The following is a 25,825-nucleotide window of genomic DNA, read 5'->3' as shown; positions in this document are numbered from 1 at the left end:
CGCTTTGTGTATATGGTTTTTTAAGCGGGTTTATTGCCTACAGGTATAAAAAAACCTTGCGATGTTAACCGCAAGGTTTTTAAATTTCTCGAACCTCGAACCTCGAACCTCGAACCTCGAACCTCGAACCTCGAACCTTGAACCTCGAACCGATCTATATAATATTTTTACCCTGCTCCGGATCGCGCGATTCATCGGCTTGCTCGCGAATATCATCCGTATCACTGCTTACATCATCAATACTGTGTTCATGCTCTGTGTTTTTATGTTTTTGAGGATGCGGTTTCTCTTTAGTTTTTTCTGTTGTCTCTGTTTTAGCTTCGCTTGCTGTGGGGTAAATATCTTCACCTTGGCTATTGAGTAATACACGCTCTCTAGCATCGTCAGGCATACTTATATTATGTTGCGTAAAACTGTTAATTAACTCTCGCATTAGCTGTGAGGCTACTTTAACAATGCTGTATTGTTCGCCGTTGACCCAAAAGTAAACAGTAAAATTGATAGTGGCTGAGCCTAAGTTATCAACCAATACTTGGGGAGGTGGATCGCTAAGCACGGAGTTTTGATTTTTTATAACGCTAATAGCAAGACTTTGTGCGCCGCGAATGTCATTATCGTAGCCAATACCGATTGTGAAATGACCGCGCATCTTTGGATTAGCGGTTAAGTTTTTAATGGTATTTTTATACACAGTCGCATTGGGTATTTGAATATGATTGCCATCGTAGTCAACTAAAGTGGTTGCTCTTGCAGTTACTTTTTTAACAATGCCTATTCTACCATCGACTTCTATTACATCATCAATTTTGAATGGACGTTGTACACTCAAAAGTAAACTGGCAATAAAGTTCTCAGCAATATCCCGAAAGGCAAACCCTAAAATAAGCCCTATTAACCCAGTGCCACTCATAATAGCGACCGCGAATTCAGTCAAGCCAGCCAAACGTAAAAATAGGTAAAACCCGAGTAAAATAATTAAGGTACTAATGCCACGCCTAGCAACTAGGTGTACTAATTTACTGTTGGTCATGTAAGTAACGGGCTTTATTAACAAGCGTGATAATGGGGTGGCGATTAAATAACTAATCACCAAAATAATAATCCCTAAAAACAAAGTGGGCAGTAATTGCACGAATGAGTGTAGTAATTGCACGCTTTGCTCTTTTAAAAAGCCCCATGAAACCGAGTTTGGCTGAACGGTGTCGATTGCGGGAATAGATGCGTTATTAGCGAGTGTTGCAATTAAAGCGCTTAGCATAGGAGCCATCCGTGTTGGGTTGAGTTAATTAGGGTCTGTGTAAAACAATAGCAGCAAGTTTAATACCAAGGGGTATTTGTTTGGCAAACATCTTGCAATTAATTGGGAAAAGGGAGTTAGCTATGAGTGACTTTAAGCGTGGCCAAAGAGCCAAGCAGCCTAACCATATCCCTCTGCGTGGCTGGTGGGATATTGCAAAGCGAATTATAAAACAAATGAGCCGTGATAATTTATCCTTGGTGGCAGCAGGCGTGGCCTTTTACGCACTTCTTGCTATTTTTCCTGCCATTGCGGCGTTGGTGTCTGTGTATGCTTATTTTGCTTCACCGAACGATATTAGTGCGTATTTAAGTCAATTTATGGCTTTATTGCCGCAAAGTACCCAAGAGATTATTTTATCTCAGGTTTCAAGCCTTGCGCAAAAGTCTCAAACCAGTTTAAGTCTTAGCGCACTGGGCACTTTACTGCTCACTATTTGGAGTAGCTCTAAGGGCAGCCAAGCTTTGATCACCGCGTGTAATATTAGTTATCACGAATACGAAAAGCGTTCATTTTTTAAGGCGCAACTTGTACGTTTATTATTTTCAGTGGGCGCGATTGTGGTGGCGGTTATAGCATTGGTAATTATAGGTATATTACCGTTAGCACTTAACCTGTTAGGAATAAAAGAGAGTATTGATTTTTTAATCATGCTTATCTCATGGCCATTACTGGCACTAACCTTTAACTTTGCATTGTTAATTTTATATCGTTACGCGCCTCACAGAAAAGCAGCTAAGTGGCGCTGGGTTACCGTGGGCTCGTTCACTGCCACAGTATTATGGATTGTGGCATCTTTTGGCTTTTCCTTTTATGTATCTCATTTTGCCAGTTACAACGAAACATATGGCTCTTTAGGCGGGGTGGTTATTATGCTTATGTGGCTATTTATTAGCGCTTATATCATTATTTTAGGAGCTACAATTAATGCAGCGTTAGAGCAGCAAACGGCGCAAGACAGCACTATTGGACCAGATAAAAAAAGAGGGCAGCGAGGCGCATATGTTGCAGACCACCTTGATATTAAATAACTCTATTACTTTTATCAGAGCTTAATTACTTGGTTCGTTGTTATCAGCTGCATAAACGAGGTTTTGTGCAGCGGCTTTGAAAACAAATAGCCTTGACCATAATCACAACCTGCCTCAAGTAATAAATCCATTTGTAATTTTGTTTCTATGCCTTCGGCAATTACTTTTAAACCAAGCTGATGAGCCATCATAATAATTGCTTCACATAAGGCCAGCTCTTGGCTGTTTTTTTGAATATTATCAACAAAGCGTTTATCGATTTTTAGGTAGTCGGTATCCATTTCTTGTAAGTAAGCAAGCGATGAGTAACCAGTACCAAAATCATCGAGTGCTAATTGCATCCCTGATTTAACCAAGGCTTTTAGGCGGCTTTGGGTCAGCTCTTCAGGGTTAACCATCAAGCCTTCAGTAATTTCTGCCACAATACTCGATGCAGGTAAATTTGCTGTCTCAAGCATGCCATACCAATCGTCTATACCACTGTCTGTGGTTGCGAGCTGCACCGGCGATACGTTAATACTAATTTGAAATTCATCTTGAATGTGTTTTTTAATATCATTAAGTGTTTGCAGTGCTTCAGTAAATACAAATTGACCAAGCGCATTTATTTGTCTGGTTTCTTCAGCAAGAGGAATAAAATCGGCAGGGCTGATCAGCCCTTTTTCTGGGTGTTGCCAACGAATAAGTCCCTCAGCTTTATGAACGTGTAAATCATCAAGGGATACAATAGGCTGATAATATAACTCAAATTGTTCTAGCTCTATGGCTGAGCGAAGCTCTTTAAGCAACTGCATTCTTGCATTTGCATCTTCACGCATATCATGTGAGAAAAATTCAAAGTCATTTCGGCCGCTATTTTTTGCCTTATACATAGCTTGGTCAGCAGCTTTAAGCAGTTGCTCTGGGTTTTGGCCATCATCTGGCGCGCAGGCAATACCAATACTGGCACTGATATACACTTTTTCATCTTCAATAAAAATAGTCGAAGCAAGGCTAAGTAGCAGTGATTTTGCTATTTGTTTGATATTATCGCTACCGCGTAAGTCACTAAATACAATAACAAATTCATCGCCACCAATACGTGCTACAAAGTCAGCCTCTTTGGCTGTTTGCACAATTCGCTCAGATACTAATTTAAGTAATCTATCGCCATAATGATGGCCTAACGTATCATTAATATCTTTAAAGTGATCAATATCTAACAGCATAATGACCAGTTTTTGGTCGTGGTTGTTTACGCTCGTAAAGCGTTTATTTAACCGCTCTTTTAGTTCTAGTCGATTAGGTAAGTCGGTTAAATGATCAAAATGAGCTTGTCGCCAAATTAGCTCGTCAGCTTGTTTTTTCTCGGTTAGATCAGTAAAAATAGCAATACGGCTAGTTGGGGCTTTATTTTTATCGTAAATAGTATCTATGGTTAACCATTCAACATACAGCTCGCCATTTTTACGACGATTGGTTATTTCACCTTGCCAGCGGCCAGTTTTATTTATTGACTGCCACATGTAATCATAAAACTCTTTATCGTGTTTACCCGATGATAAAATACCCACCGTTTTATTGAGTACTTCTTTTCGAGAATACAAAGTTGTTTCACAAAATGCAGGGTTCACATCATAAATAACGCCATTTTCATCTGTGATTGCCATACCTTCACTGCTGTTGTTGTAAACTAATGACGCTAAATGCAAAGACTCTTGATTCTGCTTTCGTTGCGTGATGTTACTAATAACAATTATAAACTCATCCACTTTTTTCATTGGGCTGATTTTAGCTTCAAAGAACTGCTCGTTTTGTTTATGTTCAAGCTCAACAGTGACAGGAGCGCTCAGGGTTGTTAAGTACTCTTCTACTTGTTTTAAATTAGCACTAGAGAATAAACACGATAACTTTTTAGGCGGTGTTGAATGGCTATAATTTAACGATTTAATACGTCCACCGGTATCAAGTATATTGCCATTGGCATCTACACGTAAAAAAGCATCGGGTAGCGCATTAAGCAAGCTATTAAGCTCGTCATGTTTATGTTTAAGGCATGCTTCAGCCGTTAAGCGAGTTTCGGCCATATATTTAAAACGATGATAGAGTCTATTTAGCTCAGGACTATTGGGCTGCTCGTCGTCATGAGGCATATTACCGGCTGCTAAGCGGTTAACGGCCTGCGTTAAACTTTTAATCGGGTTTAAGATGCTTTTATTAACTAATCGTCTAGCCAATACGGCTAAAAGCAAAATGGTAATTAAAAATCCCAAAACCATTTTTACAAAGTTAATATCTATTTGCTCAAGTGTTTCATCTATTGGTTGAGTAATATAAATAGAGAGCTTATTGTTATTGCCATCACGATAGAGTGTTGTTTGATGGAAAACTCTTCGGATACCATCTTTTCCTTTAAAAATAACACCAGCTTGCAAGTTATGCGCTAAATCGAACTTTTCCAATTTGTTGCCTAGTCTATCGGCTGAAAAAGGGTAGTTAGCTAAAATACTACCGTTAGAGTCAGTAATGACAGCTCTGATTTCTGTCGATAAATTTAAAGTATTAAGTGCCGAGCTCCACCAGTCTAAAGCGATTACGGTCACAATAACGCCTTCAATATCATTATTTTCATTTAAGATAGGGTAAGCAAAGTTAATACTTTGCGCTTTGAGGCTGCGATCGTGCTGGAAATGGCCAATACTGAACTCTTTACTGGTGATCGCGTTTTTAAAATAGGGACGGTCGCTAATGTTAATATTAGTGTCGCTACTTTTTGAGGTACAAATTAGGTCACCATTTTTATTTACTATACCAATATTCGCGATATTACCATTGAGTGCCTTAACATCTAAAAAATACGCAGGACAAGTAGAGGGTAAAGATTGAATGTTTTTCTGTTTTTTTGCTAAAAACTCAGTAACTTTTTTGACATCATCAATCATGCTTTGTTGTTTGATAATTAGTTGCTCAGTGATGGTGCGCACTTTTGTCTCGTGCTCTTTAATGGCTGCGTCACGACTAAACCACAAGGTTACTAAAATAATAGCAGCAACAGGTATGCAAATTAGCATAAGAAGGCGGTAGAGTTGATGTTTTAATGATGAAGTAAAAATAGTCGTATCCAAATTAGTGCAAAGTAGAGTGACGCTTGATAATCCTACTATAAATAACCATTGAAGTACTAAGGTTATATCTAAGATTTTGCAATAAAATAGTGTTGCATATGATTGAAATATATTAATTTACGTATGAAAAACATGATGAAATAATAATTTAATCCCTTATATATTTACATAACATATTAGGCAAAAAATGAAAATAACCAAAGTTTTAACTGCTTATGCTACCCAAGATGGGGATGGCGTCAATATCCGTCGTATTCCAGGATTTGATGGTAAATATTTAGACCCATTTTTAATGATTGATGAGCTTAAATCTGATGATGAGAGTGACTATATTGGTGGTTTTCCTCCTCACCCTCATCGCGGTATCGAAACTTTTACCTATATTTTAAAAGGAGGATTTGAGCATAAAGATCAAATGGGTAACACAGAAGCGATTCGCGCCGGTGACGTGCAATGGATGAGCACCGGTAGTGGTGTTATGCACAGTGAAATGCCACTTGCTGATGCTGAAAAAGGCTTACATGGCTTTCAAATTTGGCTCAATATGCCAAGCGCTGACAAAATGCGTGAGCCGCAATACCAGGATACCACAGAGCATCCAGCACCGAGGTTTACTAATCAACAAGGTATTAGTCTTAAAGCGCTAGCAGGGACATGGCAATTTGATTCACAGCAATTGGTTTCAAGCTTACAAAACTTAGCCGCTAATGGTGCTATAGCCGATGTGGCTTTGCCTGCAGGTAAGGAGCTTTATCTACCAGCACTAAAACAGCAAAAAGTGATGATTTACATACACACTGGATCATTAGAATCAGCGCAAAGTGAAATCTTTGATGCAGGAAAATTACTTATTGTTGAGCCATCGAGTGATATTTGCATACGTGCCGAAAAAGCAGCAGGTGTTCTGATTTTAGCAGCTGATCCGCTTAATCAGCCAATTGCACATATGGGGCCGTTTGTAATGACCACTGAAGCTGAAATTCGCCAAGCGGTTAGCGATTATCAAAACGGTTATTTTGGCTCACTGTCGTGACGATTTAATGTAGGAGTGAATTTTAAGCGAGTAGTTTTAATAACCAACTGTATTTTTTTACCATGTTGGTGTCTCCCTTTGCCGACTCCACAACCGCGCCTGCGGTAAAAGCACTAAGGAGCCCCACTTTTGTTGCGGCAAAACGTTTGGCTCGATATTTTATTGCCGTAAGGTGCTGACGCTTTAGCTCAGATCGCATCACGACTTCTTTGTGTAGCTGTTGCACTCGAGCATTCGGTGAGTTGATCAAGTAATTGATTAACATAATAGTATATGCCTTATAATTTAAGCAGCTGCTTTAGACTATTTAGCGTCTTAGTAAAGCCAATTTTTTTGCTTAGATAAACTGCGTTTCGCCACAGCCAAATTAAGCATAAAATTTGTAGGCTGATCACTACAGTAATGCTCAGCCAAATCGAGCTAAATAAGTCAAAAGTCGCAAAGCCTACAATACCTAAAAACCCGACCCACAGTAACACCAAGCCACTGGCAAAACATCCAAGTAGGATAGTGATCAGTGCTAAGGATCTTAACGACAATTTCCATTCAGCTATAGCAAGCTGATGCGTCAACTTTCCTTGTTGATGATAATCATCCTTGAGCTGTGCTGCATAATCAGCAAGCTTTGCAATATGATCTTGCCAGTCATCGGCATGTTTAGCCGATGACTGCGAATCTGTCGATTGTGATTCACTTGATGTTGAATGTAGGTTTTGCATTAGTATTACTTACGACGAAATAGTGCAGTAACTAACATACCAGCAGCAAATGCAAGACCAGCCGTTGCTAATGGGTTTTCTGATGCGAGTTGACGAGTCTTAGAAGTACATTCTTCTAACTTCTCGCGAGCTGCTAATTGTTTCTCATTAAGTGTTTCTGCTGAGCTGCTTGCTCCTTTACGAACGCCATTTTCAGCTACCGCCGCTTTACTCGATAATGCATCTACTGCGTCATGCGCAGCTGATGTTGCCTTATCTGTTAACGGGGCCTCAATCTCTTGTTTTGCATCAATAGTAGTTTTGCTCTTAGTTGCCGTAGCCATAATCAATCCTTAATAGTTTTTTAAAAGTAATTATTAAGGTGCAATGATTAAACCAGTTTTTAACTCATTGTTTTTTATGGATTGTATTTTATTTACTAATTTTTAGTAGGTTTATAGCTGTAACTATTGCGACAACAGTTTGTAATTTTTACAAACTAAGGCGTTTTGATCATTCGAGGTTGATTTTTCCTTTGCTTACTCGGTTATACATTTCAGGTCACGATTTAGTTGCACCTAGTTCGAATAAACAAAGCCCTACACACCCTAAATAAATTGTAATTATTCACTGTTTATTCATTAAGCAAATAATGCCGGCAAGCTAATAAAAAAAACGATAAAAAATTTTTTACTGACTGATCAGATTTTTTACTAAACAATTCAACCGCTTTAATCTGAGCCTTATTTTTTCAGGCTTCGCGGGGCGCTAAAGCTGGGTGACTTACTTGACAAAAAGGCTTGTCAAGCCCTAAACTGGAGCACTGTGGTAAAAAGTGGTGTTTAGTGGATCAAACTGGATCGGGTTAATCAAAAAGTTGATTAAAATAATTTTACAATAGGCTTTTTATGTTTCGTGGCGCAAGTTCACTGAGTTTGGATGATAAAGGACGTTTTGCGGTACCAACAAAATACCGAGACACGCTATTGTCTGAAGATCAGGGAACGGTTATTTGCACTGTTGCACTCAATGAGCCTTGCCTTTGGTTATACCCCCTTGCTGAATGGTTAGAAATAGAAAGCCGTTTAGCAAAAATATCTAATATGAATCCCAGAGCGCGACGGATGCAACGTATGTTGTTAGGTAATGCGACAGAGTATCAGCTTGATAAAAACGGTCGAATTTTGCTGGCGCCTTCTTTGCGCTCACATGCAGAACTTGGCAAAAAAATTATGCTGGTGGGCTTAATGAATAAATTTGAGATTTGGGATGAGGCGCGTTGGCACGAACAAATGCGCCAAGACACTGAGCTTGAAAGGCTTGGTGAATTTGAACCGAATGACGATTTAGATAACTTTACCCTCTAGCAGCAAAACAAAAAGGCAAAAAATAGCTAATGACAGCGCAATTTGAACACGTATCCGTATTAATGGAAGAAACCATAGATGCACTTGCAATTAAGCCAGACGGCATTTATATGGATGGCACCTTTGGACGTGGCGGACATTCAGGGCAAATATTAGCGCGCTTGGGCGACGCTGGTCGCTTGCAGGCTATTGATCAAGATCCACAAGCTATAAAGTCAGCAGAAAAGTTTGCCGATGATTCACGTTTTTCGATTGCTCACTCACGGTTCTCAAAGTTATACGAAGTTGCTGAGCAAAACGATCTAATTGGTAAAGTTGATGGCATTTTACTTGATATTGGTGTGTCGTCACCGCAGTTAGATGATGCCGCTCGTGGCTTTAGTTTTATGAAAGACGGCCCGCTTGATATGCGAATGGATCCAAGCACAGGCCGTAGCGCTGCGCAGTGGTTAGCTGAAGCGGAACTAGATGACATTACCCATGTGATCAAAAAGCTAGGTGAAGAAAAGTTTGGTAAGCGCATTGCGCACAAGATATTGGAAGTGCGTGAACATACGCCAATTACTACCACTAAACAGCTCGCAGATTTAGTTGATGAAGCAGTACCCGTTAAAGATAAGTTTAAACATCCTGCAACGCGCACGTTTCAGGCAATTCGTATTTATATCAATAGCGAGTTAGAGGAAATTCAAACCGCACTACAAGCGGCGATTAAAGTTCTTAAGCCGGGTGGTCGCTTAGTTGTTATTTCTTTTCACTCTTTAGAAGATCGCATTGTAAAACAATTTATTAAAAAACAGAGTAAGGGAGAAGCGATACCCAGAGGTCTGCCTTTAACCGACGCACAAATAAATAAAAACCTGACGTTAAAAGCAGTGGGTAAAGCTATTAAACCAAGTGCTGATGAAGTGGCTCGCAATCCACGCTCTCGTAGCTCAGTACTAAGGATTGCACAGAGGTTGGGATGAGTAAAAAAGCGAGTTATCGCCAACCCAATCTATTTATTGAAATAATTAAAGGCCTAGGTGCGAACAAGATCACCTTGGCCTTGTTGGTTGTGATATTCGCGTCAAGTTTGAGCGTGGTGCAGGTAACTCATTTATCTCGTGCGCAATTAATTGAGCAAGATTCGTTACTGCAAGAGCGTGATGAATTGGATTTAGAGTGGCGTTATTTTTTAGTGGAAGAAGAATTTTATTCGCAACATGCACGCATTGAAGAAGTGGCAACGTCACAATTAGAAATGAAGCGGCCAACCAGCCAAGATGAGCAGGTAATTATATTACAATGAGAACGCGAGGCAAAAAACCAGTCAACAACCTAATCGCATGGCGCTTTATTTTAGTGTGCGCGGTGATTTTTTTAGTGTTTGTGACTTTGGTATCGCGCGCCGCATATTTGCAAGTAATTGAACCCGATAAGGCTCGCTCCGAAAGTGACAAGCGTACAGTACGTGTTGAAAAATTGCATGTGCAACGCGGTATGATCTTCGATCGTAACGGTAAAGAGTTAGCTGTTAGTGTGCCTGTAGTCAGTGTGTATGCAGATCCTAAAGCTTTGCATAAATCACTGGTGAGCAAAGTGCTCAGACAAGCCCGTAAAAATGGTGAAGATCAGCAAACTCTGCGTGAAAATGTCGCTGAGTTAAACAAGCGTACCGCTCTGTATTATAAAAACGATTTGCGCTGGCGTGAACTTGCCGATGTACTGCGTATTGATCCGAGCAAAATTAATACCCGACTACTTGATGATCCTACTCGTCGCTTTGTTTACTTAAAACGCCAAGTTACTCCAGCTGTTGCTAATTACATTGGCGATTTACGCCTGCCGGGTATTCACCTTTTAGATGAATCAAAACGCTATTACCCTGCCGGTGAGGTCAGTGCGCATATCATTGGTTTTACTAATATCGATGGCAAAGGCATTGAAGGCATAGAAAAGCTTTACGAAAATGCACTCACAGGTGAAGAAGGCCGACGTACGATTCGAAAAGATGCCCAAGGACGTGAAGTTGAAGTGCTTGATGAGCGCGAGCGAGTGGAGCCTGAGAGTATTCAACTGAGTATTGATCAGCGTATTCAGGCGATTGCCTACAAAGCGGTTAAATCAGCGGTATTAACTTACAAGGCCACTTCAGGCTCAGCCATGGTGGTTGATGTTAAAACTGGTGAAGTTTTGGCTATGGTAAATAGTCCTTCATTTAATCCTAACAATTTAAGCGGTGCGGCTCCTCATAAGCGTCGTAACCGTGCAATTACCGATTTGTTTGAACCCGGCTCAACTGTTAAGCCTCTAGCCATTTTAGCTGGATTAGACTACGGCACAATCCAACCGGATGACAAAGTTGATACCTACCCAGGCTGGATGCGTTTAGGGGGCAGCTTAGTACAAGATACCCGTAATCATGGTGAAATGACGCTGCGCGAAATTTTAAAATACTCCAGTAATATGGGCGTAACAAAAATAAGCCAAACCGTACCCAAAGACTATTTTGTTGGTCTTTACCAAAAGGTGGGTTTTGGCAGTGATAGTGGTACCGGCATGGTCGGGGAAAGTAGTGGTTTATTTTACCCAAACCGTCGTTGGTCAGATCACGAAATTGCCGCACTTTCGTTTGGTTACAATATTGCCGTGAGTACCGCGCAAATGGCTCGTTTTTACGCCATGTTAGGTGCGGGTGGGGTGAACCGCCCACTCACTGTACTAAAGCAAGACTCTATACCTGAAGGTGAACGTGTTTTTCAGCAACAAGATGTTGAAGCTGTAGTTCATATGATGGAAAGCGTATTTGAAGAAGGTGGTACTGCACGTCGTATTAAAGTTGATGGCTACCGTGCTGCTGGTAAAACGGGTACTTCTAAAAAGGCCGCTGCAGGTGGTTATGGTGACGAATATGTAGGTTATTTTGCGGGCATTGCCCCTGCGAGTAATCCGCGATTAGCCGTTGTGGTATTGATCAACGAGCCCGGTGGAGATGTTTATTACGGTGGCGCAACGGCAGGTCCGGCGTTTGCAGAAATAATCTCTAATTCATTAAGAATTTTAAACGTTGCCCCAGATAAAGACTCGGTGGCATACGTGAAGGGCAAAGATGATGGTGCGTGATTTACACACAATTTTAAAATATTTAGAAATAGATGCAGCACGTTTAATGGTAAACGAGTTGCGTTTAGACAGCCGCGATGTAAAATCTGGTGATGTGTTTGTGGCAATAAAAGGTCATCAGCTTGATGGCGGACAGTTTATTGATAAAGCAATTGAGAATGGTGCCAGTGCAATTATTGCCGACAGACTGTGTGAATTTGAAAGTGATTTTGAGCCGCTTTATTTAGTCTCAGAGTTGAATAAGAAACTGCCTGTATTGGCGAGTCAATTTTACCAACAACCGAGCAAGCACTTAGATTTAGTTGGCGTAACGGGCACCAATGGTAAATCGACTACCACAGCAATGATTGCTCATTTAGCGCAATTTTGTCATACCCAAGCCGCTATTATAGGCACGCTCGGTTATGGCCATCCAGATAATTTAACACCGCTACAAAACACCACACCATCAACGGTTGATTTACAGCATATTTTAAGTGACTTAAAAGAGCAGCAACATCGCTTAGTAGCGATGGAAGTATCATCGCATGGTCTTGTGCAGCACCGTGTTGATCAGTGCCATTTCAAAGCGGCGGTATTTACTAACCTATCTCGTGATCATCTAGATTATCATGGTGACATGGATAGTTACGGTGATGCCAAATTGATGCTGTTTCGTGATTTTGATGCTGCCAATGTCATTCTTAACCAAGATGACGGACAAGCAGAGCAATGGATTGAAAAATATAGCTTTAGTAAACTAATTTGTTATGGCCGTAAAAACTTAGCCCCTAAAAACGCTCAGTTTGTGTATTTTTCTGATGTTAGCTATTCAGCAACCGGTATTTCGGCGCAATTAACTACAAGTTGGGGTGATATTGCCATAAAATCACCGTTATATGGTGAATTTAATCTATACAATTTAACCGCTGCTTTAGCCACATTATTAGCGCTAGGTTACCCATTAACGCAATTAGTGGCAGGGTGTGAGTATTTGCAACCTGTAGCAGGCAGAATGCAAGCATTTACAGCGCCAAATATGCCTACTTGCGTAGTTGATTATGCACATACGCCAGATGCACTCGCACTAGCGTTACAAGCGCTGCAACAACATGTACCAGGTGGAGTGAGTTGTGTATTTGGTTGCGGCGGCGACAGAGATAAAGGTAAACGTGTACTAATGGCACAAGCTGCAGAGCAGTTTGCAGACAAAGTGATCATTACCAGTGATAACCCACGCTCTGAAGACCCTAATGACATTATTAATGATGTAGCTGCGGGATTAACACACCCACAAAACGCCCATTTAGAGGCCGACCGTGGTGCTGCAATACAATTTGCTATAGATAACGCAAAAGCCGGTGAGGTTATTTTAATTGCCGGTAAAGGGCATGAAGACTATCAAATTATAGGTAACAAACGCATCGATTTTTGCGACCGCCAATTTGTACAACAACAATTAAAAAAAGCAGTAAGAGGGTCTCAAGCATGATCCCTATGGATTTTGATTGGCTAGCTAATGTGCTAGCAACCGATTATCAAGGTGATAATCGCAAGGTGATAAATATAAACACCGATACCCGTACTTTGTGTGATGGTGAAGTGTTTTTGGCGCTTAAGGGCCCAAATTTTGATGGCCATAAATTTATTGAACAAGCAAAACAAAAAGGCGCTATAGGAGTCATTGTCGATCACGCTGTTGATACCGATATTGCTCAATTTGTAGTTGCCGATACCCGTATTGCATTAGGCACAATTGGTACAGCAGTGATGGCGCAAGTTGCACCTAAAACTATCGCTATTACTGGCAGTGTAGGTAAAACAACAGTTAAAGAAATGTGTGCCGCTATTTTATCAAGTAAAGGGGATGTTTTAGCGACTAAAGGCAACTTTAATAATGATATTGGCGTGCCTCTTACCTTATTGAGATTAGAGCCACAGCACCGTTATGCGGTTATTGAGCTCGGTGCAAACCATATTGGTGAAATTGCCTACACTACCGCCATGACCAAACCAGATGTTGCCGTGGTATGTAATGTTGCGGCGGCGCATTTAGAAGGTTTTGGTAGCCTGCAAGGGGTAGCACAAGCCAAAGGCGAAATTTACGATGGTTTAAAAGACGATGGCATTGCCATTGTTAATTGCGATAGCGAGTTTAGTCAGTATTGGCTTGATAAATTAGCAGCGCGAAAGGTTAAATGTTTTTCTAGCAGTGAAAAACTGGATATTTGGGCTGAGGACATCAGCCTAGATGCACAAGCTCGCGCAAGCTTTATGTTATGTACCAAACAACACAGAGTACCGGTAACGTTAGCATTGCCAGGCAAGCATAATATTAGCAACGCGCTTATTGCTGCGGCATTAACCAGTGAGTTTGACGTGTCACTTGAAGAAATTGCCAGCGCCTTAGCGACCATGGGTGAAGTTAAAGGGCGGGTTAACCTGATTGAAGCCAGTGAGTCACTCACCATTATTGATGATACTTATAATGCCAACGTTAAATCGGTAAAAGCGGCGATTGATTTACTTAGCGATATTCAAGGTCATCGTATTTTGGCTTTGGGTGATATGGGGGAGCTTGGTGAAGATGCTCGTAAGTATCATCAAGAAGTGGGCGAATATGCATTAGCGCAAGGCATTGATGAGCTATTTACACTCGGTGTATTAAGTAAGTCAGCAAGTGATGTATTTGAGCTGCCTAATCGTCACTTTTCAAATCGTGAGCAAATGCTGCAGCAAATTCAAAACAGTATTAGCAAAGTAGATAAAAAAATTACCCTTGTCGTGAAAGGATCACGCAGTTCTCGCATGGAGCTTTTAGTAACCGATTTAGTTAATGGCCAGCAACAAGCCATCAATGGAGTATCATAATGTTAGTTTGGCTGGCTGAGTATTTAACTCAATATTATAGTGGCTTTAATGTTTTTTCGTATTTAACTCTTCGTGCCATTTTAGGTATTTTGACCGCGTTAATTATGTCGCTTTATTTGGGGCCAAAGTTAATTCGTGGTTTACAGCGCATGCAAATTGGGCAAACAGTACGTGATGATGGTCCGCAATCACACTTGTCTAAATCGGGTACACCGACCATGGGTGGCTTACTTATTTTAGCGGCAATATTCACCAGCACTTTATTGTGGGCTGATTTGTCTAATAAATACGTATGGGCCACATTGTTTGTGATTGGCTCATTGGGGATTGTTGGCTTTATTGACGATTACCGCAAAGTGATCCGCAAAGATCCTAAAGGACTGATTGCTAAGTGGAAGTATTTTTGGCAATCAGTAATTGCATTGGTTGTAGCAACTGCACTTTACATGACCAGTACCCAAGCGACAGAGACATCTCTTGTTGTACCATTTTTTAAAGATGTACTGCCACAGCTAGGACTGTTTTATATCGTAATCACGTATTTTGCATTAGTGGGCACCTCAAACGCGGTAAACTTAACCGACGGACTAGATGGCTTAGCTATTGTGCCAACAATTTTAGTGGCTGCAGCGCTGGCTATTATTGCTTATTTAACCGGTAATATTAACTTTTCAGCTTATTTACATATTCCGCATTTGCCACTTGCCAGTGAATTGGTAGTGGTGTGTACCGCTATTGTGGGTGCAGGGTTAGGCTTTTTATGGTTTAACACCTACCCAGCACAAGTGTTTATGGGCGATGTAGGCTCGTTAGCTTTAGGTGGTGCATTAGGTATTATTGCTGTGCTGGTTCGCCAAGAGTTATTACTTATTATTATGGGGGGCGTGTTTGTAATGGAAGCGCTGTCTGTAATTTTACAAGTTGGCTCTTATAAATTACGCGGCCAACGTATTTTTAAAATGGCGCCGATTCACCATCACTACGAACTTAAAGGATGGCCAGAGCCACGCGTTATTGTGCGCTTTTGGATAATTTCTATTGTGCTGGTGCTCGCTGGCCTTGCGACATTAAAGATCCGATAAATGCAGTATTTAAACGAGATAAAAAATAAACAAATAACAGTGCTCGGACTCGGTGTAACCGGTCTGGGCATTGTGCGTTTTTTATTATCTCAAGGAATACAGCCCAATGTAGTCGATAGCCGAGAAAATCCTCCCGGTGTTGATTGGCTCAAGCAACATGCCGCTAATCTTAATACTCACTTTGGTGATTTAAATAATGCGGCACTCAGTGCTTGCGATATGATCATTATTAGTCCCGGGCTAAGTTTAAAAACCCCTGCGGTTGCACAGGCAATGAATGCCGGCGTAGAAGTGATTGGTGATGTTGAGCTATTTGCCCGCATTAACACTAAACCAGTTGTTGCGGTAACAGGCTCAAATGGCAAATCAACGGTAGTAACCCTTGCCTACGAAGTATTAAAAACCGCAGGTTATAAAGTAGCATTGGGCGGCAATATTGGCACAGCTGTGCTGGATTTACTTGACGGTGACTTTGATGTATTTGTACTGGAACTATCGAGTTTTCAGCTTGATACCACTGACAGCTTAAAAGCCAGCAGTGCAACTGTGCTTAATATTTCAGAAGATCATCTCGATCGCTATGATAGCTATCAAGCTTATATAGATTCAAAGTTAAGTATTTATAACGGCGCTGAACTTTTAGTGATTAATGCTGACGATAGACAAACCCACCCAGTGAGTCGCACGTTAGCACCACAAGTTAGTTTTGGAGAAACACAAGGTGATTACCACTTAGCACAGCATAATAACGAAGCGTACTTTATGGTAAAGGGCGAAGCTTATTTACCAGTCAGTACTTTAGCTGTTGTTGGTAAGCATAACTATTTAAACACATTGGCAGTAATGGCGTTACTCAGTCCGTTTGAAATAACTAAAGCGCATTATAAAACTGCATTATCTCAATTTAATGGATTGGCACATCGTTGCCAGTTTGTGGGTGAGCTTAATAGCGTTAAGTATTTCAATGACTCTAAAGCCACTAATGTAGGCGCAACAATAGCGGCTATTGATAGTTTAGCGGGTGAACAACAAAACTTAGTGGTTATTGCTGGTGGTGATGCAAAAGGCGCCGATTTAGAGGCACTTAAACCTTATGTTGAGCAACACGTTAAAGCCCTCATTTGCTTTGGTAAAGATGCAAAAGAGTTAGTGGCACTAACTGCTAAAGGTCATTTAACCACTAACATGTCTGAAGCTGTGGCGCTTGCTAAACAATTAAGTACGTCAGGCGATACGGTTTTATTAGCTCCAGCCTGCGCCAGTATAGATATGTACAACAACTATATGCAGCGCGGCGATGATTTTGTGCATTGTGTATTGCAGGAGCTGCCATGATAGCTTTTGCGGATATTAAAGAGGCATTTACTCCTAAACCTTCGGCGCAGCTTTATGATGTGCCGCTCCTTTATTGCATGTTAATGCTAATAGGGGTTGGCTTTGTGATGGTAACTAGTGCTTCAATGCCGACGGCCGATAGGCTGTTTGGCAATATTTATCATTTTACTATCCGCCACGGTATTTTTTTAGGGCTCTCGTTTTGTTTATTTTGCATTAGTACTCAAGTACCTATGTCGTGGTGGAAAAAAGCTAACCCCTACTTATTACTAATCGGCTTAGTGTTGTTATTGGTAGTGCTAATTGTGGGGCGAGAAGTGAATGGTTCGACCCGCTGGATACCTATAGGGCCATTTAATATTCAGGCTTCCGAGCTCGCTAAATTATTCTTTTTTAGTTATATCGCTGGCTATTTAGTGCGTAAGCGCAGTGAAGTACAAGAAAACATAAAAGGCTTTGCTAAACCTATCGCGGTATTTGCCGTTTATGCGGCACTTATTTTAATGCAGCCCGATTTAGGAACCGTGGTGGTGATGTTTGTTACTACGGTTGGTTTATTGTTTTTAGCTGGTGCTAAGCTTTGGCAATTTTTTGCACTTATTTTAACCGGTATTGCGCTGGTGGTTGGGTTGATTGTGTTTGAGCCCTATCGTATGGCGCGTGTGGTGGGTTTTTTAGAGCCTTGGGACGATCCTTTTGGTAAAGGTTATCAATTAGTGCAATCACTGATGGCTTACAGTCAAGGTGATTGGTTTGGCCAAGGCTTAGGTAATAGCGTACAAAAATTACAATATTTACCGGAAGCACACACCGATTTTATTTTTGCCGTGATTGCTGAAGAACTTGGTTTTATGGGCGTATTGAGTATTTTAATGGTATTAGGAACATTAGTATTTAGAGCGCTACTAATTGGCCAAAATGCGCTTAAAAACGGTAAAGAATATGAAGGCTATTTAGCTTTAGCTATCGGTATTTGGTTTGCATTTCAAACTATGGTTAATGTAGGCGCCAGTGCCGGTATATTACCAACCAAAGGACTAACCCTACCGTTTATTTCCTATGGTGGCTCAAGTTTATTAATGATGACCATAGCCACTGGTATTTTATTACGGGTAGATTTTGAAACGAAGATGGCAACCAAACAGGCCACGTCGGGGGGAGCTAAACGATGAGTAAAAAAATAGTCGTTGTAGCAGGGGGCACAGGTGGACATATTTTCCCAGGGATTGCGGTTGCTGATTATCTCAAACAGCAAGGTTGGCAAGTTAGCTGGATAGGCACTCCTGATAAAATGGAAGCCAGTGTCGTGCCCAAGCACAACATAGAAATTGATTTTATTGATGTAAAAGGCGTGCGAGGTAATGGTTTAAAACGCCTCATTAAAGCGCCATTCATGGTTATTAATGCAATATTGCAGGCGCGTAAAGTATTAAAACAACAACGCCCTGACGTGGTTTTAGCTATGGGCGGCTACGTGACAGGCCCTACGGGTATTGCGGCAAAAAGTCTCGGTATCCCTTTGGTAATTCATGAGCAAAACGCCGTAGCTGGTATGAGCAATAAATGGCTAGCGAAATTTGCGAATCGCGTATTAGCTGCATTTCCAAGTGCTTTTGCCAGTGGTAAAGCTGAGCTGGTGGGTAACCCTGTGCGTCAGAGTGTAGTTGATATACCTAAGCGGGAAATATCAAGTCCAATTAATATGCTTGTAGTGGGTGGCTCACTAGGTGCGCAAGTACTTAACCAAACACTGCCTGAAGCATTTAAGCGCTTAAATGATACCTGTGCCATTAATGTTTGGCACCAAACTGGTAAAGGCCATTTTGCTAGTGTGAGCGAAAGTTACCAGCAGCAACAAATGGGCGATGAACAAGTAACTGTTGCTGAATTTATTGATGATATGGATACCGCTTATAGCTGGGCCGATATTGTGATTTGTCGCGCCGGAGCGCTAACGGTTAGTGAAATTGCTGCAGCAGGTAAAATGGCGGTATTTGTACCGTTTCCACATGCGGTTGATGATCACCAAACAGCAAATGCACAGTATTTAGTAATGGCAGAAGGGGCATTATTAATGCCACAGGGGCAATTTAATCAGCGCAGCATTGTTGAACTTTTAAGTCCCTATTTAGCCGAACCTTTATTAATAACTAAAATGGCTGCTAAAGCAAAGCAGCAGGCTATTTTAGATGCCACAGCCAGCGTCGCTATGCACTGTGAGCAAGTAACAAATAAGAGAATATAAGTGAAACAGACATTAGCAAAAGAAAAATATACACGCCCTGCGATGCGCCGCATTGAAACTATTCACTTTGTAGGAATAGGTGGTGCAGGTATGGGCGGTATTGCAGAAGTATTGGCTTTTGAAGGTTACCGTATTACCGGCTCGGATATAGCGCATAGCGCCATGACCGAGCGTTTAATTCAAGCGGGCGCTGAAGTATTTATTGGCCATCATGAAAATAATGTAAAAGACGCTAATGTGGTGGTGGTTTCAAGTGCAATTGATAAAACAAACCCTGAAATTCAAGCCGCGCAAGCTGCGCGTATTCCGGTGGTTCGCCGTGCAGAAATGTTAGCTGAGCTGATGCGTTTTCGTCATGGTATTGCCATTGCCGGTACCCATGGTAAAACCACAACAACTAGTTTAATTGCCAGCATTTATGCACAAGCAGGGCTCGATCCAACCTTTATTATTGGTGGTTTATTAAATAGTGCTGGCAGCAATGCTAAAGTAGGCAAAAGCGACTTTTTAATCGCTGAAGCGGATGAAAGCGATGCTTCATTTTTGCATTTACAGCCAATGGTATCGGTGATCACTAATATTGAAGAAGATCACATGGAAACTTACGGCGGCAGCTTAGAAAAAATGAAAGATACTTATGTTGAATTCATTCATAACCTGCCGTTTTACGGGCTAGCTGTAGTGTGTATAGATTCAGACGTTGCCGCAGAATTAATACCTCGCTTTGGTCGTCCGGTGATCACTTATGGTGAATCGCAAGATGCTGACTATCGAATGAGTGAATTTAGCCAAACAGCCAATACATGCCAATTTACTGTTACTAATAAACAAGGCGAGAGTTTAACCGCCAAGTTAAATATGCCAGGTAAACACAATGCCCTAAATGCAACCGCAGCGATTGCGGTGACAAAAGATCAAAACATAGCTAATCATGCAATTTTAGCGGCATTAGATACTTTTGAAGGCATTGGCCGTCGTTTTCAGCATTATGGTGAATTTGAAAACGAATGCGGTAATGTGATGTTAGTAGATGACTATGGTCATCACCCATCAGAAGTGGCAGCTACCATCACCGCAGCGCGAGAAGGCTGGCCTGATAAGCGTTTAGTGATGGTTTATCAGCCGCATCGCTATACCCGTACTCGCGATTTATACGAAGATTTTGTGAAAGTACTCGCTGAGGTTGATCAGTTGCTATTGCTTGATGTTTACAGTGCAGGCGAAGAGCCGATTGTGGGCGCTGATAGTAAGAGTTTATGCCGCAGTTTACGCCAGCGTGGCAAAGAGCCATTGCATGTGGCTTCAAGCTCAGAGCTTGCAGGTGTACTTGCTAACTGCCTACAAAATAATGACTTAGTACTTACGCAAGGCGCAGGTAACATAGGTCAGCTAGTTAAAAGTTTAGCAGCAACAAATATGTCGATAGAAAAATTAAAGCAAGGTGAAGTATGACACAGGTAAGTTCCCAGTTCGGTAAAGTAGCGGTGCTGCTAGGTGGAAACTCAGCAGAGCGCGACGTGTCATTAAAATCTGGTCAAGCAGTCCTTAATGCACTTCTTGCCTGTGGCATTGATGCGATTGCGTTTGACCCTCAAAATCGCTCATTGTGGGAATTAAAAGACTTAAATGTTGATCGCGTTTTTATTGCGCTGCATGGCCGAGGTGGTGAAGATGGCACAGTACAAGGTGCTTTAGAGTTTATGAACTTGCCTTACACTGGCAGTAATGTATTGGGTTCAGCATTGGCAATGGATAAAATTCGTTGTAAGCACTTGTTTAAATCGGCAGGCTTGAGCACAGCACCTTATGCGGTAGTTGATGCTAAAAAAGGCTTTGATGCTAAAGCAATTATCGATGAATTTAAAAAAGTGATGGTAAAACCATCGCACGAAGGCTCAAGTATTGGTATGGCACAAGCAAGCTCTGCAGAAGAGCTTGAAGATGCGCTCAGCAATGCATTTAAGTTCGACAGCCAAGTATTGGTAGAGCAGTGGATCTCGGGGCGCGAATTTACAATTACGGTGCTTGGTGATGAAGTACAACCTGTGATTGAAATGAGCACGCCAAATGGTTTTTATGACTACCAAGCTAAATATCAGTCAAGTACGACACAATATCATTGTCCTGCTGATTTATCACAACCAGATACCCAAAAACTACAAGCAATGGCACTCGATGCGTTTGATTTAGTGGGTGCAAGTGGCTGGGGTCGCGTCGATGCAATGCAAGATCAGCAAGGCCAATTTTACTTGTTGGAAGTAAATACAGTGCCAGGCATGACAGAAAAATCATTGGTGCCAATGGCTGCAAAAGCCAATGGGGCAAGTTTTGAGCAATTAGTTGTTCGCATTTTGGAGCAAACCCTTTAATATGCATCCCTTTTTAGAGAAAGCGCAGCAACTAAAACAGCAACTTAACTGGTCGCTGATTTTTGGAGTGAGCTTTTTTCTGGCTGTGGTGATTGGGTTAATTGAAATAACCAATGGGGTTTCCCATTGGTTAGTTGCAAATAAAGATGCGCAAATTAAGCATCTAACGGTGTTGGGGAGCCCCAAATACACCGATGAAAAAGCAATAACTACCGCGATAAAAAAAGCGGATTTAAGTAGCTTTTTTGAGTTAAACGTAAAGCATGTTCAGCATTTAGTGCAAGAACTACCTTGGGTCGCAACGGTATCGGTAAGAAAGCAATGGCCTGATACTATCCAAGTTTACGTGGTAGAGCATCAAGCGGTCGCTCACTGGAACAGTGATTTATTGATTAACCAAAGCGGCGATGCGTTTGAGGCTAAAAGTGATAAATTAAGTGCCACATTACCCCAGTTATATGGGCCAGAAGGCAGTGAAAAAGAAGCATGGGTAGCGTTTAAACAGTTTGATGAAATGCTTAAAGTAAATGCACTAACGCTCACTAGCCTTGCGCTATCTGAGCGATTTTCGTGGCAACTTTGGTTAGATAATGGCGTGCGTTTAAATTTAGGGCGCAAGGATAAAGCCAAGCGTGTACAGCGTTTTATAGACGTTTATTCACGCATAGAACAACGTGCTGATGCACAGATAGATGCAATTGATTTACGCTACGATACCGGCCTTGCAGTGAGCTATAAGCCAATGCAAGAACAGCAATTATAATAAAGAGTAAGGCATGACTAAGTCAGCAGAAAGAAACCTAGTGATTGGATTAGACGTAGGCACTTCGAAAGTAGTGGCCACGGTAGGTGAAATCACCACAGATAACAAGCTCAGCATTGTTGGCGTGGGGAGCCAAGTATCTTATGGAATGGATAAAGGCGGCGTTAACGATTTAAATTTAGTGTCTGAGTCTATTCGCCGCGCAATTGATGAAGCCGAATTGATGGCTGATTGTCGTATTAGCTCGGTTTATTTGGGCATTTCTGGCAAACATATTCAATGTCAGAACGAAAGCGGTGTTGTCGCTATTAATAATACTGAAGTAACCGATGAAGACATTGAGAATGTAATCCATATTGCTCGCTCAGTACCAATTTCAGCTGAACGCAAAATGTTGCATGCCTTGCCACAAGAGTACAGCATTGACATGCAAGAGGGGATTAAAAACCCACTTGGCATGAGTGGTGTGCGTATGGAAGCACGGGCTCACATTATTACCTGCTCCAACGACATGGCTAAAAATATAGAAAAATGTGTTGAACGTTGTGGGCTTGAAGTTGACCAACTCATATTCACTGCGCTTGCCTCGTGTTACTCCGTACTGACGGACGATGAAAAAGAGCTAGGTGTTGCGGTGCTAGATATCGGTGGTGGTACTATGGATATCACTATTTATATTAATGGTGCACTGCGTCATTCTGCGGTTATTCCGGTGGCGGGCAACCAAGTAACCGGTGATATTGCAAAAATATTTCGCACACCTATATCACATGCAGAGTCACTCAAAGTACAATATGCCTGTGCAAGTAGCCAAATGGCGAGCAGCGAAGACACGATTGAAGTGCCAAGCGTAGGTGGGCGACCAGCAAGACTGATGTCTAGGCATACGTTGTCTGAAGTGGTTGAGCCACGTTTTAGAGAATTATTTGAACTGGCGATGGAAGAAATTCGTCGCTCAGGATTAGAAGACCAAATTGCAGCAGGTCTCGTCATTACTGGCGGAACTGCTAAAATGACTGGCGCAATGGAAGTGGCTGAAGATATTTTTCAGATGCCAGTAAGAATAGGTAAACCAATTGGTGTAGTAGGTTTAACTGATTATGTTGATGATCCATCGTACGCAACCGCTGTAGGTTTGTTACAATACGGGCGTACTATGCAGTCGATGAATGCACAAAAGTCGAAAGCGGATGATAATAATAATTGGTGGAACCGCATCACAAAATGGTTTCAAGGCGAGTTTTAGTACTCAAGTCGGAGAGTAAATATGTTTGATATAATGGAACAACACAGCGAAGAAGCTGTAATAAAAGTAATCGGTGTAGGCGGTGGCGGCGGTAACGCAGTTGAGCACATGGTAAAACAACAAATAGAAGGCGTTCGTTTTATCGCAGCCAATACGGATGCGCAAGCATTACGTAATTCAGCCGCTGATGTAACAGTACAATTAGGTACGCAAATAACCTCTGGGTTAGGTGCAGGGGCTAACCCTGAAGTAGGTCGTGAATCGGCTGAAGAAGACGCCGAAACCATTCGTGCTAGCCTTGAAGGCGCTGATATGGTGTTTATTGCTGCAGGTATGGGCGGCGGTACAGGTACCGGTGCTGCGCCAGTCGTGGCTAAAATTGCTAAAGAGCTGGGTATTTTAACTGTTGCTGTGGTAACCCGTCCGTTTGATTTTGAAGGTAAAAAGCGTGCCGCTGCTGCAGAGCAAGGTATTAGCGAATTATCTGAAATTGTGGACTCGTTAATCACTATTCCAAATAACAAGTTACTAAAAGTATTGGGTAAAGGAACAACTTTACTGGATGCATTTGCTAAAGCAAATGACGTATTGTTTGGTGCGGTACAAGGTATTGCTGAGTTAATTACTCGCTCGGGTCTAATTAACGTGGATTTCGCCGACGTACGTACTGTTATGTCTGCAATGGGCACGGCGATGATGGGTACAGCATCTGCATCGGGTCCTGATCGTGCACAAGAAGCAGCAGAAGCTGCTATTTCAAGCCCGCTTCTAGAAGACGTAGATTTAACCGGTGCTAAAGGCATTTTGGTTAACATTACTGCGGGTATGGATATCGCGATTGAAGAATTCGAAATTGTGGGTAATCACGTTAAGGCGCTAGCGTCTGAAAACGCAACGGTTGTTGTTGGCGCGGTAATTGACCCAGAAATGACGGATGAGCTACGTGTAACCGTGGTTGCAACAGGCTTAGGCGGCGATCGTCGTCCACAGTTTGGTATTGTAGATAACGGTTTCAAAAAAGCGTCAGGCTCTGATGTAACTAGCTCAAGCACACAAACAAGCAGCAGCATGTACGTACCTAGCTTTGCAAGCCAAGGCACAAGTACGACTGAAGAGCCTGCAACGACATCGCAAACTGAATCAAAAGAGCAAAGCAGCACATCGACTAGCTCTTCAAGTTCAGCAACGAATACGTCGTCAAGTAGTGCTAATAAAACAGATAAGTCTGAGGGTGGCGATTATTTCGACATTCCTGCTTTTTTACGTAAACAAGCAGACTAATTAAAAACAGTACTTTTGTGCGAAATGTGAACAAATATTGTAGTTATACCGTATTTATGTTACACTCCGCCGTCTAACTGTAATATATACTTAAAGTGAGCGAACCTATGATTAAACAGCGTACGATTGCACAAGTAGTCAAAGCCATAGGAATTGGACTTCATAAAGGTGAGAAGGTCACAATAACTCTCCGACCTGCGAGCGCAAATACTGGGATTGTATTTCGTCGTGTCGACCTTGATCCGGTTGTTGATTTTGAAACAACACCTGAAGCCGTTGGTGATACGCAATTGTGTACCTGTTTAATCAACAAAGATGGTGTTCGCTTATCAACTACTGAGCATTTAATTGCAGCTGTTGCGGCCATGGGTATCGACAATCTGATTGTTGAACTTGATAGCTCAGAAGTTCCAATAATGGATGGTAGTGCATTGCCATTCATTTATTTATTACAAAAAGGCGGCATTGAAGAGCAAAATGTTGCAAAACGCTTCATTCGTATTAAAGAAAAAGTACGTATTGAAGAAGGCGACAAATGGGCCGAAGTAGAACCTTACGACGGATTCCATATCGATTTTGAAATTGCCTTTGATCACCCTGCAATTAATGAAAGCCGCCAACGCATTGGCTTAGATATTACCGCACAAAGCTTCACTGAAGAAATCAGCCGTGCGCGTACTTTTGGCTTTATGAAAGATATTGAATACATGCATGCTAATAACCTTGCACTAGGTGGTAGCATGGATAGTGCAGTGGTACTTGATGAATTTAAAGTTTTAAATCCAAACGGTCTGCGTTACCCAGACGAGTTCGTCAAGCATAAGATACTAGACTGTGTAGGTGACATGTTTATGACAGGTCATAACCTTTTAGGTAAAGTAACTGCATTTAAATCAGGTCATGATTTGAATAACAAGTTACTACGCAAAATTATGGCAACCGAGTCAGCATGGGAGTGGGCAACCTTTGAAACGCCTGTTTCGATGCCTGCACCCGGCCTTGAATTAGCAAACGCCTAA

The 25,825-nt window shown here is 41.7% G+C and carries 23 protein-coding genes; 18 read left to right on the top strand and 5 right to left on the bottom strand.

The window, feature by feature from the left end:
* Window positions 1-154: 154 nt before the first annotated feature.
* Window positions 155-1,258, bottom strand: a complete 1,104-nt coding sequence (locus CWB75_RS13865) for a mechanosensitive ion channel family protein (RefSeq protein ID WP_138570962.1) — start codon at window positions 1,256-1,258, stop codon at window positions 155-157.
* Window positions 1,259-1,380: 122 nt separating this feature from the next.
* On the opposite strand from CWB75_RS13865, the gene CWB75_RS13860 reads away from it, so the two are divergent.
* On the top strand, window positions 1,381-2,328 hold the full coding sequence (locus CWB75_RS13860) for a YihY/virulence factor BrkB family protein (RefSeq protein ID WP_054202316.1): 948 nt from the start codon (window positions 1,381-1,383) through the stop codon (window positions 2,326-2,328).
* Window positions 2,329-2,342: 14 nt separating this feature from the next.
* On the opposite strand, the gene CWB75_RS13855 is transcribed toward CWB75_RS13860, so the two are convergent.
* Window positions 2,343-5,378 (bottom strand): bifunctional diguanylate cyclase/phosphodiesterase, encoded by a 3,036-nt coding sequence (locus CWB75_RS13855; protein ID WP_138570961.1) that lies wholly within the window; start codon window positions 5,376-5,378, stop codon window positions 2,343-2,345.
* 241 nt (window positions 5,379-5,619) lie between these two features.
* On the opposite strand from CWB75_RS13855, the gene CWB75_RS13850 reads away from it, so the two are divergent.
* Window positions 5,620-6,465 carry a pirin family protein gene (locus CWB75_RS13850; protein ID WP_138570960.1) on the top strand — a complete coding sequence of 282 codons (846 nt, stop codon included), beginning with the start codon at window positions 5,620-5,622 and terminating at the stop codon, window positions 6,463-6,465.
* Window positions 6,466-6,487: 22 nt separating this feature from the next.
* Here CWB75_RS13850 and CWB75_RS13845 read toward each other — a convergent pair whose 3' ends face one another.
* From CWB75_RS13845 to CWB75_RS13835, 3 genes are read right to left on the bottom strand one after another with little or no spacing between them, the layout of a single operon-like run.
* The gene (locus CWB75_RS13845; protein ID WP_138570959.1) at window positions 6,488-6,730 is read right to left on the bottom strand and encodes a hypothetical protein; all 243 of its coding nucleotides are present in this window, start codon (window positions 6,728-6,730) and stop codon (window positions 6,488-6,490) included.
* Window positions 6,731-6,743: 13 nt separating this feature from the next.
* A complete protein-coding gene (locus CWB75_RS13840; RefSeq protein ID WP_055012872.1) occupies window positions 6,744-7,184 on the bottom strand; it encodes a hypothetical protein in 441 nt (146 codons plus the stop codon).
* Between the two features lie 5 nt (window positions 7,185-7,189).
* A complete protein-coding gene (locus CWB75_RS13835) occupies window positions 7,190-7,507 on the bottom strand; it encodes a DUF883 domain-containing protein (protein WP_138570958.1) in 318 nt (105 codons plus the stop codon).
* A gap of 564 nt (window positions 7,508-8,071) precedes the next feature.
* Between CWB75_RS13835 and mraZ the strand changes: the two genes are divergently transcribed.
* The 16 genes from mraZ to lpxC all read left to right on the top strand — a co-directional run bounded on the left by mraZ (window position 8,072) and on the right by lpxC (window position 25,825).
* Complete coding sequence (gene mraZ / locus CWB75_RS13830) at window positions 8,072-8,530, top strand: division/cell wall cluster transcriptional repressor MraZ (RefSeq protein ID WP_010390682.1); 459 nt, start codon at window positions 8,072-8,074, stop codon at window positions 8,528-8,530.
* A 29-nt stretch (window positions 8,531-8,559) separates the two neighbouring features.
* Complete coding sequence (gene rsmH, locus CWB75_RS13825; protein WP_054202314.1) at window positions 8,560-9,498, top strand: 16S rRNA (cytosine(1402)-N(4))-methyltransferase RsmH; 939 nt, start codon at window positions 8,560-8,562, stop codon at window positions 9,496-9,498.
* On the top strand, window positions 9,495-9,821 hold the full coding sequence (gene ftsL / locus CWB75_RS13820; RefSeq protein WP_010390691.1) for a cell division protein FtsL: 327 nt from the start codon (window positions 9,495-9,497) through the stop codon (window positions 9,819-9,821). Before rsmH ends, ftsL begins: the two co-directional genes overlap by 4 nt.
* Entirely contained in the window at window positions 9,818-11,635 is a 1,818-nt protein-coding gene (locus tag CWB75_RS13815; protein WP_138570957.1) for a penicillin-binding transpeptidase domain-containing protein, read from the top strand. The genes ftsL and CWB75_RS13815 overlap by 4 nt, the downstream gene beginning before the upstream one ends.
* A complete protein-coding gene (gene murE / locus CWB75_RS13810) occupies window positions 11,628-13,106 on the top strand; it encodes a UDP-N-acetylmuramoyl-L-alanyl-D-glutamate--2,6-diaminopimelate ligase (protein ID WP_171039123.1) in 1,479 nt (492 codons plus the stop codon). The genes CWB75_RS13815 and murE overlap by 8 nt, the downstream gene beginning before the upstream one ends.
* Window positions 13,103-14,485, top strand: a complete 1,383-nt coding sequence (locus CWB75_RS13805; protein WP_138570956.1) for a UDP-N-acetylmuramoyl-tripeptide--D-alanyl-D-alanine ligase — start codon at window positions 13,103-13,105, stop codon at window positions 14,483-14,485. The genes murE and CWB75_RS13805 overlap by 4 nt, the downstream gene beginning before the upstream one ends.
* Entirely contained in the window at window positions 14,485-15,567 is a 1,083-nt protein-coding gene (gene mraY / locus CWB75_RS13800) for a phospho-N-acetylmuramoyl-pentapeptide-transferase (RefSeq protein ID WP_054202311.1), read from the top strand. Before CWB75_RS13805 ends, mraY begins: the two co-directional genes overlap by 1 nt.
* A complete protein-coding gene (gene murD, locus CWB75_RS13795; protein ID WP_138570955.1) occupies window positions 15,568-16,902 on the top strand; it encodes a UDP-N-acetylmuramoyl-L-alanine--D-glutamate ligase in 1,335 nt (444 codons plus the stop codon).
* Window positions 16,899-18,074: a cell division protein FtsW gene (gene ftsW / locus CWB75_RS13790; RefSeq protein WP_010390699.1), complete on the top strand. Its 1,176-nt coding sequence runs from the start codon at window positions 16,899-16,901 to the stop codon at window positions 18,072-18,074. The genes murD and ftsW overlap by 4 nt, the downstream gene beginning before the upstream one ends.
* A complete protein-coding gene (gene murG, locus CWB75_RS13785; protein WP_138570954.1) occupies window positions 18,071-19,147 on the top strand; it encodes an undecaprenyldiphospho-muramoylpentapeptide beta-N-acetylglucosaminyltransferase in 1,077 nt (358 codons plus the stop codon). Before ftsW ends, murG begins: the two co-directional genes overlap by 4 nt.
* 42 nt (window positions 19,148-19,189) lie before the next feature.
* Entirely contained in the window at window positions 19,190-20,599 is a 1,410-nt protein-coding gene (murC, locus tag CWB75_RS13780; RefSeq protein WP_249362331.1) for a UDP-N-acetylmuramate--L-alanine ligase, read from the top strand.
* Window positions 20,596-21,516 carry a D-alanine--D-alanine ligase gene (locus tag CWB75_RS13775; RefSeq protein WP_010390703.1) on the top strand — a complete coding sequence of 307 codons (921 nt, stop codon included), beginning with the start codon at window positions 20,596-20,598 and terminating at the stop codon, window positions 21,514-21,516. Before murC ends, CWB75_RS13775 begins: the two co-directional genes overlap by 4 nt.
* Before the next feature lies 1 nt (window position 21,517).
* Window positions 21,518-22,279, top strand: a complete 762-nt coding sequence (locus CWB75_RS13770; protein ID WP_008465294.1) for a cell division protein FtsQ/DivIB — start codon at window positions 21,518-21,520, stop codon at window positions 22,277-22,279.
* 13 nt (window positions 22,280-22,292) lie between these two features.
* Entirely contained in the window at window positions 22,293-23,525 is a 1,233-nt protein-coding gene (ftsA, locus tag CWB75_RS13765) for a cell division protein FtsA (protein WP_008110678.1), read from the top strand.
* A gap of 21 nt (window positions 23,526-23,546) precedes the next feature.
* Window positions 23,547-24,806, top strand: a complete 1,260-nt coding sequence (gene ftsZ / locus CWB75_RS13760; RefSeq protein ID WP_010390706.1) for a cell division protein FtsZ — start codon at window positions 23,547-23,549, stop codon at window positions 24,804-24,806.
* Between the two features lie 107 nt (window positions 24,807-24,913).
* Complete coding sequence (gene lpxC, locus CWB75_RS13755) at window positions 24,914-25,825, top strand: UDP-3-O-acyl-N-acetylglucosamine deacetylase (protein WP_010390707.1); 912 nt, start codon at window positions 24,914-24,916, stop codon at window positions 25,823-25,825.

It is taken from the genome of Pseudoalteromonas sp. S1608 (genome assembly GCF_005887265.1).
In the GTDB taxonomy this organism is placed as follows: Bacteria; Pseudomonadota; Gammaproteobacteria; order Enterobacterales; family Alteromonadaceae; genus Pseudoalteromonas; species Pseudoalteromonas undina.
This window is presented reverse-complemented; position numbering and strand designations above follow the sequence as displayed.

What these genes read in the sequence shown, in the direction of transcription:
- CWB75_RS13865 (WP_138570962.1), bottom strand. Translation starts at nt 1,258, where the DNA reads ATGCTAAGCGCTTTAATTGCAACACTCGCTAATAACGCATCTATTCCC.
- CWB75_RS13860 (WP_054202316.1), top strand. Translation starts at nt 1,381, where the DNA reads ATGAGTGACTTTAAGCGTGGCCAAAGAGCCAAGCAGCCTAACCATATC.
- CWB75_RS13855 (WP_138570961.1), bottom strand. Translation starts at nt 5,378, where the DNA reads ATGCTAATTTGCATACCTGTTGCTGCTATTATTTTAGTAACCTTGTGG.
- CWB75_RS13850 (WP_138570960.1), top strand. Translation starts at nt 5,620, where the DNA reads ATGAAAATAACCAAAGTTTTAACTGCTTATGCTACCCAAGATGGGGAT.
- CWB75_RS13845 (WP_138570959.1), bottom strand. Translation starts at nt 6,730, where the DNA reads ATGTTAATCAATTACTTGATCAACTCACCGAATGCTCGAGTGCAACAG.
- CWB75_RS13840 (WP_055012872.1), bottom strand. Translation starts at nt 7,184, where the DNA reads ATGCAAAACCTACATTCAACATCAAGTGAATCACAATCGACAGATTCG.
- CWB75_RS13835 (WP_138570958.1), bottom strand. Translation starts at nt 7,507, where the DNA reads ATGGCTACGGCAACTAAGAGCAAAACTACTATTGATGCAAAACAAGAG.
- mraZ (WP_010390682.1), top strand. Translation starts at nt 8,072, where the DNA reads ATGTTTCGTGGCGCAAGTTCACTGAGTTTGGATGATAAAGGACGTTTT.
- rsmH (WP_054202314.1), top strand. Translation starts at nt 8,560, where the DNA reads ATGACAGCGCAATTTGAACACGTATCCGTATTAATGGAAGAAACCATA.
- ftsL (WP_010390691.1), top strand. Translation starts at nt 9,495, where the DNA reads ATGAGTAAAAAAGCGAGTTATCGCCAACCCAATCTATTTATTGAAATA.
- CWB75_RS13815 (WP_138570957.1), top strand. Translation starts at nt 9,818, where the DNA reads ATGAGAACGCGAGGCAAAAAACCAGTCAACAACCTAATCGCATGGCGC.
- CWB75_RS13805 (WP_138570956.1), top strand. Translation starts at nt 13,103, where the DNA reads ATGATCCCTATGGATTTTGATTGGCTAGCTAATGTGCTAGCAACCGAT.
- mraY (WP_054202311.1), top strand. Translation starts at nt 14,485, where the DNA reads ATGTTAGTTTGGCTGGCTGAGTATTTAACTCAATATTATAGTGGCTTT.
- murD (WP_138570955.1), top strand. Translation starts at nt 15,568, where the DNA reads ATGCAGTATTTAAACGAGATAAAAAATAAACAAATAACAGTGCTCGGA.
- ftsW (WP_010390699.1), top strand. Translation starts at nt 16,899, where the DNA reads ATGATAGCTTTTGCGGATATTAAAGAGGCATTTACTCCTAAACCTTCG.
- murG (WP_138570954.1), top strand. Translation starts at nt 18,071, where the DNA reads ATGAGTAAAAAAATAGTCGTTGTAGCAGGGGGCACAGGTGGACATATT.
- murC (WP_249362331.1), top strand. Translation starts at nt 19,190, where the DNA reads ATGCGCCGCATTGAAACTATTCACTTTGTAGGAATAGGTGGTGCAGGT.
- CWB75_RS13775 (WP_010390703.1), top strand. Translation starts at nt 20,596, where the DNA reads ATGACACAGGTAAGTTCCCAGTTCGGTAAAGTAGCGGTGCTGCTAGGT.
- CWB75_RS13770 (WP_008465294.1), top strand. Translation starts at nt 21,518, where the DNA reads ATGCATCCCTTTTTAGAGAAAGCGCAGCAACTAAAACAGCAACTTAAC.
- ftsA (WP_008110678.1), top strand. Translation starts at nt 22,293, where the DNA reads ATGACTAAGTCAGCAGAAAGAAACCTAGTGATTGGATTAGACGTAGGC.
- ftsZ (WP_010390706.1), top strand. Translation starts at nt 23,547, where the DNA reads ATGTTTGATATAATGGAACAACACAGCGAAGAAGCTGTAATAAAAGTA.
- lpxC (WP_010390707.1), top strand. Translation starts at nt 24,914, where the DNA reads ATGATTAAACAGCGTACGATTGCACAAGTAGTCAAAGCCATAGGAATT.